This is a genomic window from Caballeronia sp. 11_S32, from assembly GCF_056930355.1.
Genome location: NZ_JBXOWH010000001.1, coordinates 83612 through 98365, shown reverse-complemented (window position 1 = coordinate 98365; position 14754 = coordinate 83612). Strand labels below are relative to the sequence as shown.

Annotated in this window: 14 protein-coding genes; 8 read left to right on the top strand and 6 right to left on the bottom strand. The window is 65.1% G+C overall.

What is annotated here, in order from left to right:
* Window positions 1-92 precede the first annotated feature (92 nt).
* Window positions 93-1508 carry an MFS transporter gene (locus AC1Z32_RS00450; RefSeq protein ID WP_483476750.1) on the bottom strand — a complete coding sequence of 472 codons (1416 nt, stop codon included), beginning with the start codon at window positions 1506-1508 and terminating at the stop codon, window positions 93-95.
* A 413-nt stretch (window positions 1509-1921) separates the two neighbouring features.
* On the opposite strand from AC1Z32_RS00450, the gene AC1Z32_RS00445 reads away from it, so the two are divergent.
* Complete coding sequence (locus tag AC1Z32_RS00445; protein ID WP_483476749.1) at window positions 1922-3484, top strand: diguanylate cyclase domain-containing protein; 1563 nt, start codon at window positions 1922-1924, stop codon at window positions 3482-3484.
* A gap of 61 nt (window positions 3485-3545) precedes the next feature.
* Here AC1Z32_RS00445 and AC1Z32_RS00440 read toward each other — a convergent pair whose 3' ends face one another.
* Window positions 3546-3863, bottom strand: a complete 318-nt coding sequence (locus AC1Z32_RS00440; RefSeq protein ID WP_483476748.1) for a hypothetical protein — start codon at window positions 3861-3863, stop codon at window positions 3546-3548.
* A gap of 126 nt (window positions 3864-3989) precedes the next feature.
* Between AC1Z32_RS00440 and AC1Z32_RS00435 the strand changes: the two genes are divergently transcribed.
* Entirely contained in the window at window positions 3990-4178 is a 189-nt protein-coding gene (locus AC1Z32_RS00435; RefSeq protein ID WP_483476747.1) for a hypothetical protein, read from the top strand.
* A 10-nt stretch (window positions 4179-4188) separates the two neighbouring features.
* On the opposite strand, the gene AC1Z32_RS00430 is transcribed toward AC1Z32_RS00435, so the two are convergent.
* From AC1Z32_RS00430 to AC1Z32_RS00420, 3 genes are all read right to left on the bottom strand, one after another.
* Window positions 4189-4860, bottom strand: a complete 672-nt coding sequence (locus tag AC1Z32_RS00430) for a response regulator transcription factor (RefSeq protein ID WP_483476746.1) — start codon at window positions 4858-4860, stop codon at window positions 4189-4191.
* Window positions 4850-6700, bottom strand: a complete 1851-nt coding sequence (locus AC1Z32_RS00425) for a PAS domain-containing sensor histidine kinase (protein WP_483476745.1) — start codon at window positions 6698-6700, stop codon at window positions 4850-4852. Before AC1Z32_RS00425 ends, AC1Z32_RS00430 begins: the two co-directional genes overlap by 11 nt.
* Window positions 6701-6834: 134 nt before the next feature.
* Window positions 6835-7191 (bottom strand): response regulator transcription factor, encoded by a 357-nt coding sequence (locus AC1Z32_RS00420; RefSeq protein ID WP_483476744.1) that lies wholly within the window; start codon window positions 7189-7191, stop codon window positions 6835-6837.
* A 323-nt stretch (window positions 7192-7514) separates the two neighbouring features.
* Between AC1Z32_RS00420 and AC1Z32_RS00415 the strand changes: the two genes are divergently transcribed.
* Window positions 7515-8489 (top strand): LysR family transcriptional regulator, encoded by a 975-nt coding sequence (locus AC1Z32_RS00415; protein ID WP_483476743.1) that lies wholly within the window; start codon window positions 7515-7517, stop codon window positions 8487-8489.
* Here the strand turns inward: AC1Z32_RS00415 and pssA are convergent.
* Window positions 8461-9069 (bottom strand): CDP-diacylglycerol--serine O-phosphatidyltransferase, encoded by a 609-nt coding sequence (gene pssA, locus AC1Z32_RS00410; RefSeq protein ID WP_483476742.1) that lies wholly within the window; start codon window positions 9067-9069, stop codon window positions 8461-8463. The two genes, AC1Z32_RS00415 and pssA, sit on opposite strands and share 29 nt — an antisense overlap.
* 174 nt (window positions 9070-9243) lie before the next feature.
* Here pssA and AC1Z32_RS00405 point away from each other — a divergent pair, with 174 nt between their 5' ends.
* Genes AC1Z32_RS00405 through AC1Z32_RS00385 form a run of 5 tightly spaced genes read left to right on the top strand, consistent with a single transcriptional unit; the run spans window position 9244 to window position 14746 of the window.
* Window positions 9244-9750: a MerR family transcriptional regulator gene (locus tag AC1Z32_RS00405; protein ID WP_483476741.1), complete on the top strand. Its 507-nt coding sequence runs from the start codon at window positions 9244-9246 to the stop codon at window positions 9748-9750.
* Window positions 9747-11303: an MFS transporter gene (locus AC1Z32_RS00400; protein ID WP_483476740.1), complete on the top strand. Its 1557-nt coding sequence runs from the start codon at window positions 9747-9749 to the stop codon at window positions 11301-11303. The genes AC1Z32_RS00405 and AC1Z32_RS00400 overlap by 4 nt, the downstream gene beginning before the upstream one ends.
* Window positions 11304-11325: 22 nt before the next feature.
* Window positions 11326-12267 (top strand): LysR family transcriptional regulator, encoded by a 942-nt coding sequence (locus AC1Z32_RS00395; RefSeq protein ID WP_483476739.1) that lies wholly within the window; start codon window positions 11326-11328, stop codon window positions 12265-12267.
* Window positions 12268-12318: 51 nt separating this feature from the next.
* Window positions 12319-13926, top strand: a complete 1608-nt coding sequence (locus tag AC1Z32_RS00390) for an acyl-CoA synthetase (protein WP_483476738.1) — start codon at window positions 12319-12321, stop codon at window positions 13924-13926.
* A 4-nt stretch (window positions 13927-13930) separates the two neighbouring features.
* The gene (locus AC1Z32_RS00385; protein WP_483476737.1) at window positions 13931-14746 is read left to right on the top strand and encodes a c-type cytochrome; all 816 of its coding nucleotides are present in this window, start codon (window positions 13931-13933) and stop codon (window positions 14744-14746) included.
* Window positions 14747-14754: the final 8 nt, after the last annotated feature.

Below are 14754 nucleotides of genomic sequence, written 5' to 3'. Positions count from 1 at the left end.
GAATTCACCATTGTCGAGAAAAAGCGCGCACGAGGGCACGCGGACGGCGCGGGGTCGCGCCGCCGTGAGAAAAATCTGTCGATCGAGGGGATTTAAGAAGTGCGCGCGTTCGCGACCGATTCCGCGCGCAGGCGGTCGTACTCCGACTTCTCGACCGGCTGCGCGTTCGGCTCGCCGAGCTGGCTGAGCGGAATGCGATACGTCTCCCGCGCGCTCCAGGCGGCGATCGCGGCGATGATCGTCACGGCGAGCGTGATCGAGCCGATCGTGAACGGAATGTTGGTGGCTCCCGGCGGCGCAACGGTCGCGAAGAGCGCGGGCAGCAGCGCCGTGATCGTCGTGCCGACGTTCTGCGAGATCGCCATGGCGGAGACGCGCGTGCGCGTCGGGAAGAGCTCGGGATAGAAGCTCGGGAAGATCGCGTTATAGCCCTGATAGACGATGCCCCACATCAGCAGCGACGCGATGATCGCGAGCCCGACGCTCTGAATGCTGATCGCATAGAGATACAGATACGAAAGGAGCCCCGATGCGATCGCGCCGACGATGATCGGCGGCTTGCGCCCGATCTTGTCGGAGAGATTGCCGACCAGCGGAATCACGACCACGGCGAGAATATTGCCGACGACCGGAATCCACAGATACACGCTCTTGTGGAAACCGATGCCGTAGGCGGCCTGCACCGCATACGCCGCGCCGAAGATGGTCGCGACCACCGGAATCACGTTCATCAGCGCCATGCAGACCACGCGGATCATGTCGGAGAGGTTGTACTTGAAGGCATCGACGATCGGCGAGCGCGGCACCGCGCCCTTCTCGCCTTCCTTCTCGAAGGCGGGCGTCTCGTGCACTTCGCGGCGGATGATGTAGCCCGCGACCAGCACGAACGCCGAGAGCAGGAACGGAATGCGCCAGCCCCATGAGTTGAACGCATCCTCGGGCATGTAGTACGCGAGCGGCAAGAACACGGCGGCGGCGAGAATCTGCCCGGCCTGCACCCCCTGGAGCGTGAAGCTGGCGAAGAAGCCACGCCGGCCAAATGGCGCGTGCTCCAGAATCATCGAGCTCGCACCGGAAATTTCGCCCGCGACGGCGAAACCCTGGACCAGGCGCAGGATCACGAGCAGTGTCGGTGCGAGCATGCCGACGCTGTGATACGTCGGCAGCAGGCCGACTGCCATCGTCGAAAAGCCCATCAGGAACATGCACAGCACGAGCACGGTCTTGCGGCCGTGCGTGTCGCCCCAGTGGCCGAGCACGAACGCGCCGATCGGCCGCGCGACATAGCCGACGCCATACGTGGCGAGCGATGCGACGATCGCCACTTTCGGATTGCCCGACGGAAAGAAGAGCTGCGGGAAGATCAGCGCGGCCGCCTGCGCATAGATGAAGAAGTCGTAGTACTCGAGCGCCGAGCCTATCCAGCCGCTCGCGGTGGCCTTCTTCGTCTGCTTGTGGTGCTCGGCGTGCAACCCGCCTTGTGCACCGGGTGAGAGGTTCGTGTCCATGACGTCTCCTTTTATGGGATCGCGCAACGGCTTCTGCGGCCATCGTCGCGACGATGTTCGACCATCGATATCACAGTTGCCCTTCTTCCTTCTCGGCGGACGGCATCCGGTGCGCGCGCAGCGGACATCCATTCATGATCGTCTCTCAAACGAAAGCTTTCGATGAGGCAAAACCCGCGCGCCCGCTGCGAGATGGAAGAGATTGAGCGATAACTTACTATGTCCGTCGAAAAACATAATCTAGCCCGAAGGAAACTCAGAGTGTGCTCGGAGCGAATAATTGACGTCAAAGCTAAGCTGCGGCTAAGTTTTGCCTAAAGCTTGTGCAGACGCGGCCGTATACACGAGTACCGGCGGTGACCGCATCGCCACCGACCTCTCGTCCTCGTCCTCTCGCTGGCCCCGTCTTCCGTATGTCAGGCAACCCGTCCTTGATCGATTCGATTCTGGCCACGCCGGCGACAGAGGACGGACGCATCACGGCCCTCATTCGTGCATCGCTTCTGTCCACGCTCGTCGAGGACGTCCGTCCGCTGCTCTTGTCCGGGCTCTCCGGCGCCTTTGTCGCGCTGACTGCGCTCGGACGCCAGCAGGCGCTCTGGTCGATCCTCTGGGTCGCCGCCGACGCGCTCCTGCTCGCCGCGCGTCTTTCGATCGTGGGCCGCTATCGCGCGCTGAGACGCACGGGCGCGCCGCATCCCGGCCCGTGGGCCGCGCGCTATGCGCCGTTCGGGCTCGCGGCGTGTCTCGTGACGGGCCTCGGCGCGATGGCCTGCGTGATCTCCGGCGACGCCGTGCTCGCCTCGCTCGCGATCATGGTCACGGCGGGCCTGCTCGGCGGCGTCGCGTCGCGCAACGCGGGCACGCCGCATCTGGCGATCGCGCAGGTGTGTCTCGGCGCGCTGCCGATCGGCGTCGGCGGACTTTTCGGGCCGCCCGGTTACTGGATTCTCGTGCCGCCGCTCTTTCTCTACATCGGCGCGATGTATGCGGTCGTGCAGCGCCACTATCGCGGCCTCGTCGCGCTGATGATCGCCGAAGCCGGCCACGCCGAAATCGCCGCGCGTTTCGACGCCGCGCTCGCGCACGTGCCGCATGGTCTCTGCACCGTGGATGCGTCGGGCAAGGTCGTGATCGCGAATCGCAAGGCGGCGGAACTGTTCGGCGCGACCGTCGACATGCTGCGGCTGAACGTTTCTTTGCCGGAATTCATCGGCTATGTCGGGTTCGCGAAGTTCGGCGAGGCGATGCGTGCGCAGTTCTCCGAGCGTTGCGCGCGGTGGCTCGAGGAAGGCGGCCCGCCGCTCGATCTGCCGCTGCGCGACGGCCGCCAGCTCGAACTGAGCCGCAACCCGGTGCCGGACGGCAGCGCGGTGATCATCATCGAGGACGTGACGGAGCGCCGCAAAGCCGAAGCGCAGATCCTGCACTGGGCGCATCACGATTCGCTCACGGGCCTGCCGAACCGGCGCTATCTCGGCGATCACGCCGAGCGTCTGATGGCGGGCGGCGCGGGCCGCGAAAAAGTGATGGTGATGTATGTCGATCTCGACGGCTTCAAGCGCGTGAACGACACGCACGGCCACAACGCGGGCGATGAATTGCTGAAGCTCGCCGCCGACCGCCTGCGCAACGCGATGCGCCGCGGCGAACTGGCCGCGCGTCTTGGCGGCGACGAATTCGCGATCGTCGCGACCTACATCGCGGATGCGTCGAGCGCGACCTTCGCCCGCAAGATCATTCGCGAGCTGTCGGTGCCCTACGCGCTCGCGGGCGGGCAGACGGTGCGCGTGGGCGTGAGCGTCGGCATTGCGCTCGCGCGGCCGGGCGAGTCGTTCGAAAGCGCATTGAAGCGCGCGGATACGGCGCTCTACGAGGTCAAGATCGAGGGGCGCGGCGAATATCGATTCGCGAAGGACGGGGCGCGCGCCACGCAGGACGACGAAGACCTCGAGGCCCTCGCGCAAAGACAATGACCGTCGTCATCGCTGCGGCGCATGCGGCGCGGACTGATGCATCTCGCGCAATGCGTCGAGTTCATCGCGAATCAGCGACGAAGGTTTCGACGTCCTCGGCCCGGCTTCCCGTTGCCCGCAGCACCGCGCGCCGTTCTTCGCTCTGCTCCGGCAGCATGGACGGCCCCAGCACCGCGAGACGGCCGGCTGCCTCGTGCGCCCAGCGGCGGAGCCTGAGCGCATCGGGCGTCGCGCGCATATGCGCGGCGGCTGTCCGCGCCGCGCGTCCGGACACGGCGGTCGCGCGATTACCCATGCTGCTCTCGGAAGCCTCGCGCTGACCGGCGCCGGGCACCCCGATCGCATCGCGCAATCCGTTCAGACCGCAGACTACAAGCATCGCGCGCAGCCTTGAAGCCGTTCGAAGCATCACACGTTGGTATGAGCGCGCCGAGTCGTTCGTAGAATGGCCGGCGCGCTTGCGCTTCCTTATGCTGATCTCATGGTCACGCACTGGGAACGCATCATGAGCGATACATCGACACGCAGGCTGTTATCGGGTTGCGCCGCGGTGCTGGCGTTCGGGACGTGGTATTCGTTGAGCGCGCCGCATGACTGGAACGCGCTCGATCGCGCGGGTCATGACACGGAATTGCCGTTGGAGCGGATCGCGGTGAGCGAGGCGGCGTCCACCATCAAGCCGCCTCAGCCATGATTCGAAGCCGCTAGGCACGCGGCGGCGTCGATGCCCCCTGCGGCATCTTCACCCCCAGCGCTTCGGCCTTCAAAACAAGATCCGCGAGCGAGCGCGCCGCCATCTTCTTCATCGCCTGCCCGCGATGAATCTTCACGGTGATCTCGCTGAGATTCATCTCCGCCGCGATCTGCTTGTTCATCAGCCCCGACACGACGAACGCCATCACCTCGCGTTCGCGCGGCGTCAGCGATTCATACGAGCGCCGCAAATCCGCCACCGAGCGGCTCGCCGCGCGCCGTTCCTCGTCGGCCTCGAGCGCCTGCGCCACCGCATCGAGCATGTCCTGATCGCGGAACGGCTTCGCCAGAAAATCCTTCGCGCCCGCTTTCATCGCCTTCACGGTCATCGCGATATCGCCGTGCGCCGTCATGAAGACGATCGGCAAGCCGAGCTGGCTCGCCGCCATCTGTTCCTGCACCGCGAGGCCGCTCTGCCCTTTCAGCCGAACGTCGAGGATCAGGCAACTCGGCACCTCGGGCATGTCATGAGCAAGAAACTCGTGCGCGGACGCGAACGTCATCACGTTCAGGCCGACAGAGCGGAGCAGCATACGCAGCGCATCGCGCATCGATTCGTCGTCGTCGACCACGTAGACCATCGCGCCGTTCGTCTTCGTGTCCGCGTCCTTGTCAATGCTCATCGTCTCCCCCTTCGTTTTCGGGCAGCACGAAGCGCAAGCGCGCGCCGCCTTCATCGGGCGACTCCGCCCATATCCTGCCGCCGTGCGCCTCGATGATCGAACGGCAGATCGACAAGCCCATGCCCATGCCTTCGGCCTTCGTCGTGAAGAACGCGTCGAAGAGGCGGCGCGCGCTGTCTTCACTGATGCCCGTGCCCGAATCCTGCACGGTGATCTGCGCATAGCCTTTGTCGCTGCCGCTCTCGCCCGTCGCGATGCGCAGCACGCGCGGCCCGTCCACGCCGGACATCGCCTGCGCGGCGTTCATGATCAGGTTGATGAGCACCTGCTGCAACTGCACGCGATCGCAGCGCACGGTCGGCGACGGCGTCGCGAGCTCGCTGCGCACGTCCACGCGATGCCGCCCGAGCTCGCGCCGCACGAGCTCGATCGTCTCGCCCACGATCTCGTTCACGTCGAGCGTCGCGGGCTGGCTGTCGCGCTTTCTCGCCATCGCGCGAATGCGTGCGATGACTTCGCTTGCGCGCTTGGCGTCGCGAATCATCTGCGTGATCGACTGCTGCGCTTCCGCGATCTCCGGCTGCGCGCGGTTGAGCCAGCGCAAGCCGGCGTCGCCGCTCGTGACGATCGCGGCCATCGGCTGCGTGACTTCGTGCGCGATCGACGCGGCCAGCTCGCCCAGCATCGTGACGCGCGTCACGTGCGCGAGCTCGGCGGTCGAGCGCGCGAGCGCTTCCTGCGCGAGCTTGGTCTCGGTGACGTCCATCAGCGCGCCGACATATTCATCGCCGTCCGCTTCCGTCGATGCACGATGCGCGACGAAATGCACATGCTTGATCGAGCCATCGGGAAACAGGAGCCGATGCTCCACGTCGATTTCGCCCGCGCCGTTCAGCGCCGATTCATGCGCGCCGCGCACGATCCCGATGTCATCGGGATGCGCGCGCGCGAGAATCGCATCGATAGAAGGCGTCACATCGCGCGGGTAATCGAAGATGCGATACGCCTCGTCGGACCACCACATCGTGCCGGCTGGCAGGCGCGTCGCGATACTGCCGGTGCGCGAGAGCTGTTGCGCGTCGAGCAGAAACGCCTCGCTGCGCTTCAATGCATCGCGCTGGCGCTGCAACTCGGCTTCCATGCGCTTGCGCTGCGTGATGTCGTTGCTCGTCGCGAGCACCGCGCGCGGCATGCCTTTCGCGTCGCGCAGCAAGGCCGCGCGGCTCGCGATCACGATCTCGCCGCCGTCGTGACGCACGCGCGTGATCTCGCCGTCCCAGCGGCCCGAGCGCAGCAGTTCCGTGCGGATCTGGGCATGCGGCACGGGCGAGTTCGATTGCGTCATGCGATGAATCGGCTGGCCGATCGCCTCCCGCGCCGAATAGCCGTAGAGCGCTTCGGCGCCGCGATTCCAGAACGTGATGCGGTCGTTCATGTCGTGCGCGACGATCGCGTCGTGCGCGAGATTGAGCAGTTCGAGCTGCTCCTGCATCTTCGTCGTGGTGGCCTGATTGCGCAGCGAGAGGATGGCGGTCGTGCCGATCGCGAGCAGGCTCACCGCGCAGCGCGCCAGCGCGCCGCCCGACACGTTCTCGTCGTGCGAGAGCACGAAGCCGACGAGCGTGAGGATGACGCAGCCCCACGCCGTCGCGACGGTGGCGGCGCGATTGCCCGTCGATGCGACGAGCAGCACGACGACGACATAGAGCACCGCGATGGCGATATCGAGCGGCGTGAGCGCGTCGATGAGAAACACCACGAGCGCGATGGCCGCCGCGAGCATCCACACGATGCGGGTATCGTGACGCACCGCGCGCGGCGCGCTTTGAAATGTCTCCATCACGGCCGGTCTGACGCCGGCGAATGGAAACGAACGACGAACGAGACGAGCGGCATGGTCATGGAGCGTTCGTTGGGAAGATGGCGGCGGGCGCGCTGAAACACGTTACGTGCGCGCAGCATGCGCGATGAATTCTAATCCTTCAAAAAGCCCTGCCTGATGCGCTCCAGGCAATCCGCGACGGCGGCGCCATCGACGGGCTTGCTGAGGAAGCACACCGCGCCGCCGTCGAGCGCCTGACGGCGCGCGGCATCGGAAGCGAATGCGGTGATGAACATGACCGGCACGCCCGGCTTCAGTTCGCGCAGGCGCTGCTGCAATTGCAGGCCGGACATGCCGGGCATGTTGAGATCGGTGATGATGCACGCGAGACCATCGAGCGGATCGGCGTCGAGAAACGACTCGGCCGATGGATACAGGCTGACCTCCCAGCCGAGCGAGCGCAACAGGCTGGAGGAGGCGACGCGGACGGATTCGTCATCGTCGATCACGGAAACTCTCGAAGGCGATTGCAAGGGCGTTGTCCTAACCGTGCATGAATTTCGGCGGGCATGGGACTGGTCCACCGCTTGAACGGAAGTCATCTTACGCACGCGGCATCGCGCGGAAAATCATATGTACGTATAGGTGTGAAGCGTCCGCTTGCATGTCACCTGTATTCGTACGATGAAAGTCCAGCCGGCTTTTCGCCTATACGCAAGGATGACTCGCCTGTATCCACGGCTGATGGCGTGAGGCGCTTCGTGAACGTATCGTGAGTCCATCGCGCGGCAGGAACGCGCCGGACACGAACGGATCGGGAGGTGAAGCAGACATGGACAGGCTCTTCAGCATGCGCGTGTTCTCGCGCGTCGCCGAAACCGGCAGCTTCAGTGGCGTGGCGAAGGATATCAATTGCAGCACGGGCATCGTGTCGCGCGCGGTGGCGTCGCTCGAAGACGAGTTGCGCACGCGGCTTTTGCAACGCACGACGCGCCGTGTGTCGCTCACCGACAGCGGCGAGCGCTACTACCGAAAGTGCAAGAAGATCCTCGCCGAAATCGACGCCGCGGATGCCGAGGCCAGCGACGCCGCCACGTTCCCGCGCGGCCGCCTGCGCGTGCACGCGGTGCCGGATCTGGGTCTCGCGCAACTGATGTCGACAATCGTCGAATACCGGCGCGCGCATCCCCAGGTGACGGTCGATCTGAAACTGCTGCCGGGCATGCCGGATCTGGTGCAGGAGCAGTTCGACGTGTCGGTGCTATCGGCGGCTTCCCTGCCCGATTCGTGCAACACGTACAGGATCGTCGGCCGGTTTCAGCGCGTGCTGGTCGCGGCGCCGGGGTACCTCAAGCGCAACGCGGTGGAATCCGTCGGCGATCTGCCGATGCACGCGCTCACGCGCATCGACGCGCCGTTCGCGCATCCGTGCGACTGGCATGCGGAGCTCGCGTCCGGTGCGCCGGGAGGGGCCGAAGCCGCCGATCAGATCGTGGTGAACGACGCCGAAGCGATTCGCGTCGCGCTGCTGGCGGGCGCGGGCGTCTGCGCGATGCCGCATTACTTCGTCGCCGACGACATCGCGGCCGGCCGGCTCGTGCGCCTCTTTCCCGACTATCCGCTGCAGGGTGCGAGCGTGTTCGCGGTCTATCCGTCGCGCCAGCATGTGGACGCGAAGATCAGGACCTTCGTCGAGTTTCTATCGGCGTCGTTTCAGAGCAGGTTCGATGTGACGCCGGGCAGTGCGGCGCGCCCCGCGGAACGCGCGCCGCAACTCGTCACGGCTTGGGAATGCGGATGCGGCTGATCATCAGCGAGCCGGAGATGGCGTAGATCAGCACGAGCGGATGCAGCGTGAAGCCGCCGATGCGCCACGTGCCGAGCCACATGCTCTCGCCGATCGCGCCGGACCACGCGCCGATCGTCAGCAGCAGCACGATCAGAAACGACGTGGGAATGGGCGTGCCTTCGAAGTGCGTGACCTTGCCGCTGCTGCCGGACATTTCTTCGGTCGTGACGTTGTAGCGCGCGAGACGCGACACGCCGCACGCGACGAAGTACGCGAGGATCACGCGGTCATAGAGCCCGCGCATGCCGAATCCATAGCCGATGATCGCCGGCGCGACGCCGAACGAGATCACGTCGGCGAGCGAATCCAGCTCCTTGCCCAGCAGCGACGCCTTCTGGCGCCAGCGCGCGATGCGGCCGTCGAGGACATCGAAGACGAGCGCCGCGAACACCAGCGCGCAGGCGAGATAAATATGCAGCACGTCGGAATCGTCGAGGTAGGACATCGACGAGAAAAGCGCGCCCGTGCCGCACACCGCATTGCCCAGCGTGAACCAGTCGGCCAGGTGGAAATCGCGGATCATCGAGAATCGTTTCATTCGTTTCTGTTTTCGAGACGTTCGGGGGGCGCCGCATGCCGGCGCCGCGAATCTGTCAAGTCTATCATCGCGCCCTCTTTCCCAAGCACTCCGCATGCCCGGCAAACCTGTACGCGAACGTACAGGTTTGCGTTACAATGCCCGTCATCGACGATTGCGGTTTCGATGCCCGTCATGTCCACGACCAAGCCCGCGCTCCTCACCATCCGCGACGCCGCCGAGCGTTTGCAAGTCACGCCTCGCACGCTCAAGTATTACGAGGAGCGCGGCCTCGTCACGCCCACGCGCAGCGAGGGCCGCTACCGGCTTTACAGCGAGCAGGATCTGGAACTGTTCGCGCGCATCCTGCGCCTGCGCTCGCTCGGCTTCTCGCTGCAGGGCATCGTCGAGATGCTCAAGCGGCCGATGGAAACGCTCGGCGAAGGCCGCACGGGTTACTCCGCTGCGTCGCTGCGCGAAATCGAAGCCGCGCTTTCGCAGCAGATCGAAGCGGTGGATGCGCGTATCGCCGCCGTGCGCCGCGAATTGAAGGAAGCCCAGGCGGTGCGCAGCGAACTCGCGAGCGACCTCGATTATTTGCGGCGCAGAATCGCGGGCGAGAGCAAGGAGGCCTTGTTGCAGGAGCGCCTGGCCGCGCGCAGGCAGCGCAAGGCAAAAAGCGCCGGGGACGATGCCGAATGACCGCGGCGTCGTTTCGCTCTTCGCGGCAACTGGCAGAACGATTGCGCGGCGATCTGTTTCCGTGGGCCATCGCGCTCGCCACGGGTCTCGACTATTTCGACAACTCCGTCTTTTCGTTCTTCACGAGCTATATCGCGGGCGGCATCAATGCGTCCTCCGACGAGCTAGTCTGGGCGTCGAGCGCGTATGCGGTGGCTTCCGTGCTCGGCATTCTGCAGCAGCAATGGTGGATCGAGCGGCTCGGCAATCGGCGGTACATCGCCGGATGCCTGTTTCTGTTCGCGGCGGGCGCGGTGGCGGCCACCTTCTCCGAATCGGCCATCGAACTGGCATTGGCACGCGGCTTTCAGGGCTATTTCATCGGTCCGATGATGAGCGCCGCGCGCATCCTGATCCAGACGCGCTTCACGCCGCAAGAGCGCCCCGCCGCGACGCGCCGCTTCCTCAACATGATCCTGCTCGGCTCCGCGCTCGCGCCCCTGTGCGGCGGCTATCTCGTCGCATGGCTGGGCTGGCGCGCGCTGTTTTCATGCACGGCGTTCGGCGGCGCCGCGCTCGGCGTGCTGGCCCTCGTCGCCGTGCCGTCCTCGGGCCGCGTCCACCCCGATGCACGCGGCGACGCGCACTTCTGGCCGTACATCATCTTCGCGTTCGCGCAAGGCGCATTGCAGATCGTCATGCAGCAGGTGCGCTTCGAGCTCTTCAGCACGTCGCCGGAGCTCATCGTGCTCACCGCCGTCGGCCTGGTGTCGCTCTGCTGGTTCGGCTGGCATCAGTGGCATCATCCGAGGCCGTTGCTGCGGTTTCATGCGCTGCGCGAGAAGACGTTTCAGGTGGGCATCGTGCTGTACATCGCGTATTACTACATCAGCAATGCGATGAGCTTTCTCGTCTCGCGCCTGCTAGAAGGCGGGCTCGGCTATCCGGTGGAAAACGCGGGACGTCTCGTCGGCTTCACGTCGATGGTCTCGCTGCCGATGGCCCTCGCCTATTTCCGCTACGCGTCGCGCATCAAGCACAAGAAGTGGATGATCACGGCTGGCTTCCTGCTGGCCGCGTTCATCGGCGCATGGATGATCGACATGCCGCCCGATGTCAGCATGCCCTGGCTCATCCCGCCGATGATGCTGCGCGGCATTCTGCTGCTCTTCATCGCGCTGCCGGTCGCGAACCTCACGTTCCGCGTATTCCCGATCGAGGAATACAGTCACGGTTATCGCTTCAAGAACATCGTCAAGCAACTGACCTATTCGTTCTCGACGGCGACCATCATCATTCTCGAACAGCACCGCGTCGCATTGCATCAGACGCGCCTCGCCGAATCGGTCAACCCATTCAATCCGGCCTTCCAGAACGTCTATCAGAGCCTGCTCGGGGCATTCCAGCGCATGGGGCACAGCGCGTCCGAAGCGGGCGGTCTCGCGCTCGCCGAGGTGAGCCGCATGGTCACGCAACAGGCGAATTTCCTCGGGTCGCTCGATGGCTTCTACTACCTGATCGGCGTCGCCCTGTGCGCGAGCGTGATCGCGGTGTGGCAGACGCGAATCGATTGATCAGTCCCGGAGCGATACGAAAGTGGACACACTCAGCAGCATGCGGATGTTTGCGCGCGTAGCCGAAGAAGGCAGCTTCACCGCCGCCGCGCAACGCATGAATATATCGACGGCCGCGACTTCGCGCGCCATCTCCGCGCTCGAAGCGCATCTGAATGCGCGGCTGCTACATCGCAGCACGCGGCGCGTCATTCTCACCGAAGCGGGCAAGCGCTACCTGCAGCGCTGCGAGCAGATTCTCGCGTGCGTCGACGTGGCCGAAGCCGAAGCCGCCGATGCGCAATTGCGCCCTTCCGGGCATTTGCGCATCCATGCGTCGACGAGCGTCGGGCAATCGTATGTCGTGCCCGCGATCGCCCGCTATCAGCAGCGCCATCCCGCCGTGTCGGTCGATCTGACGCTTTCGCAGCGCACGCCCGATATCATCGACGAAGGCTACGACCTCACCGTGCAGGCGAGCATCGACGAGTTGCCCGATTCGAGCCTCGTCGCGCAACGGCTCGGCACGGTGCATAGCGTGCTGTGCGCGTCGCCGGATTATCTGCGCGAGCATGGCGCGCCGCGCACGCTCGAAGCGTTGTCGCGGCATCCGTGCCATCAGCTCGTTTCCACCCTCTTTCCGCGCGATGTCTGGATCTTCGAAGGCCCGAACGGAACGGAGACGTTCCCGCTCGCGAAGACGAGCTTCGGCGTGAATGTCGCGGGCGCGCTGGCCGTGGCGTTGCGCGAAGGCATGGGCATCGGCGCGCTGCCGATGTCGACGGCAAGCCGTATGCTCGAGAGCGGCGCGCTCGTGCGCGTGCTGCCCGACTATCGGCTTCAGGCGCTCGCGCTTCACGCGCTGTATCCGTCGCGTCAGTATCTCAATGCGAAGGTCAAGACTTTCGTCGAGTTCATCAAGGATTTCGTGCCGCGCATTCTCGAAAGCGACGCCGCCGATATCGTTCACGCACATGAAGGTTGACGCCGCGACGAAGTATGATGAGCGCACCATCAACGCTCACATAGTCAGCCCATGCTCCCGCCAGGCAACTCGTACGAAGCCGTTGCATCCCGATTCGAGTGGCGCATTCCCGCGCGCTACAACATTGCGCAGGACGTGTGCGACAAATGGGCGGACGGCTCGGGCCGCCTCGCGCTCATCGTCGAAGCGGCGGATACATCGCAGAAGCGTTATACCTTCGACGATCTGAAGCATCTGTCCAACCGCTTCGCCAATGCGATGAAAGCGCAAGGCGTCGCGCGTGGCGATCGCGTCGCGATCTTCGTGCGGCAGTCGGTCGAAGCGGCGATCGCGCATCTCGCCGCGTATCGCATGGGCTGCGTCGCCGTGCCGCTCTTCGCGCTGTTCGGCATGGACGCGATCGAATTCCGGCTCGCGCATTCGGGCGCGAAGGCCGTCGTCACCGATGCCGAAGGCGCGGCGAAGATCGCGCAGATCCGCGACGCATTGCCCGAACTGCATCACGTCTATTGCACCGATGCGAACTTCTGGCCCGCCATCGAAGCCGCCTCCGATGACGCAACGCTCGTCGACACCGCCGCCGACGATCCCGCCGTCATCATCTACACCTCGGGCACGACGGGCAAGCCGAAGGGCGCGCTGCACGGGCATCGCATTCTGCCCGGCCATCTGCCGGGCGTGGAGATGTCGCAGCAATGCTTTCCGCTCGATGCCACGCTGTTCTGGACGCCCGCGGACTGGGCATGGATCGGCGGGCTGTTCGATGTGCTGATGCCATCGTGGCATCACGGCGTGCCGGTTCTCGCGCGCCGCTTCGACAAGTTCGACGGCGTATCCGCGTTCGATCTGCTCGCGCGCAACAAGGTGAGTCATACGTTCCTGCCGCCGACCGCGCTGAAGATGATGCGCGCGACGCCCGGCGCGCAACGTGAAGGTCTTGCGCTGCGCTCGGTGGCGAGCGGCGGCGAATCGCTCGGGGAGGAATTGCTGTCGTGGGGCCGCGCGATGCTCGGCGTCACCATCAACGAGTTCTACGGACAAACCGAATGCAACATGGTGCTCTCGTCGTGCGAGACGTGGTTCGAGCCGCGCAACGGCTCGATCGGCAAGGCGGTGCCGGGGCATCGCGTCGCGATCGTCGATGACGCCGGCGTGCCGCTGCCCCACGGCACGCATGGACATATCGCGATTCAAAGGCCCGACCCGGTCATGTTCCTCGGCTACTGGCGCGACGAAGCCGCGACCGCGCAGAAGTTCCGCGGCGACTTCCTGTTGACGGGCGATCTCGGCACGCTCGACGCCGACGGCTTCTTCCGCTTCATCGGCCGCGACGACGATGTGATCACGAGCGCCGGCTATCGCATCGGACCGGGGCCGATCGAGGACTGCCTCATCAAGCATCCGGCGGTGCGCTTCGCGGCGGCGGTCGGCGTGCCGGATGCGAAGCGCACCGAGATAGTCTGCGCGGTCGTCGTGCTCAACGATGGCTTCGAACCCGGCGATGCTCTCGTGCGCGAATTGCAGGAGCACGTGCGCACGCGGCTCGCCGCGCATGAATATCCGCGTGAAGTGCGCTTCGTCTCCGAATTGCCAATGACGGCAACGGGCAAGGTGATTCGCAAGTCGCTGCGGGCTCAGTTCGCGGCGGACAAGCGCTAAAACGATGAAACCGGAACATGCATTCGCGCTTGCGAGCCTGATGCTGGCATGCGCCTCGTCGATGGCCGCGACGCTCGCGATCAACGTCGGCGGCGAGCGTTCGCTCACGACCGAGCAGTTGCTCGCGCGCCCCGATGTCGCGACCATCAGCGTGCCGAACGACGTCACGTTTCATCGCGCGATGTCGTATCGCGCGGTGCCGTTGCGCGCGCTGCTCGGCATCACGCAATTGCCCGCCGGCGAGGAGCTGCAGATCACCGCCACGGATGGCTTCGTCACGCACTTGTCCGCGAAGCTGCTGTTCGGCGACGGCAAGAAGCGCGCCGAACCGTGGCTCGCGATCGAATCGCCGGACGAGCCGTGGCCGCAGGCGCCGGGCAACGGCGATATCGGGCCGTTCTATCTCGTGTGGATCGACCCGGCTGCGTCGCGCGTATCGAGCGAGCAATGGCCTTTCAAGGTCGACGCGATCCGCATCGCGCCGACGCTCGCCGCGCGCTTTCCGCAAATCGCGGTCGACAAGAGCGTGCCCGCCGATTCGCCCATCCGGCGCGGGCAAACCGTGTTCGCGACGCAATGCATGGTCTGCCACAAGATGAACGGCGCCGGCGATGCATCGATGGGCCCCGATCTCAATCGCCCGCGCAACCCGACCGAATACTTTCAGCCGTGGGCGCTGAAGTCATTCATCCGCGATCCGAAATCCATCCGCGCGTGGACCGACATGAAAATGCCCGGCTTCGACAGGAACGCGATCAGCGACCGCGATCTCGATGCGGTCATCGCGTATCTCGGCTATATGGCGAAGCGGAAGAAATAGGGTGACGA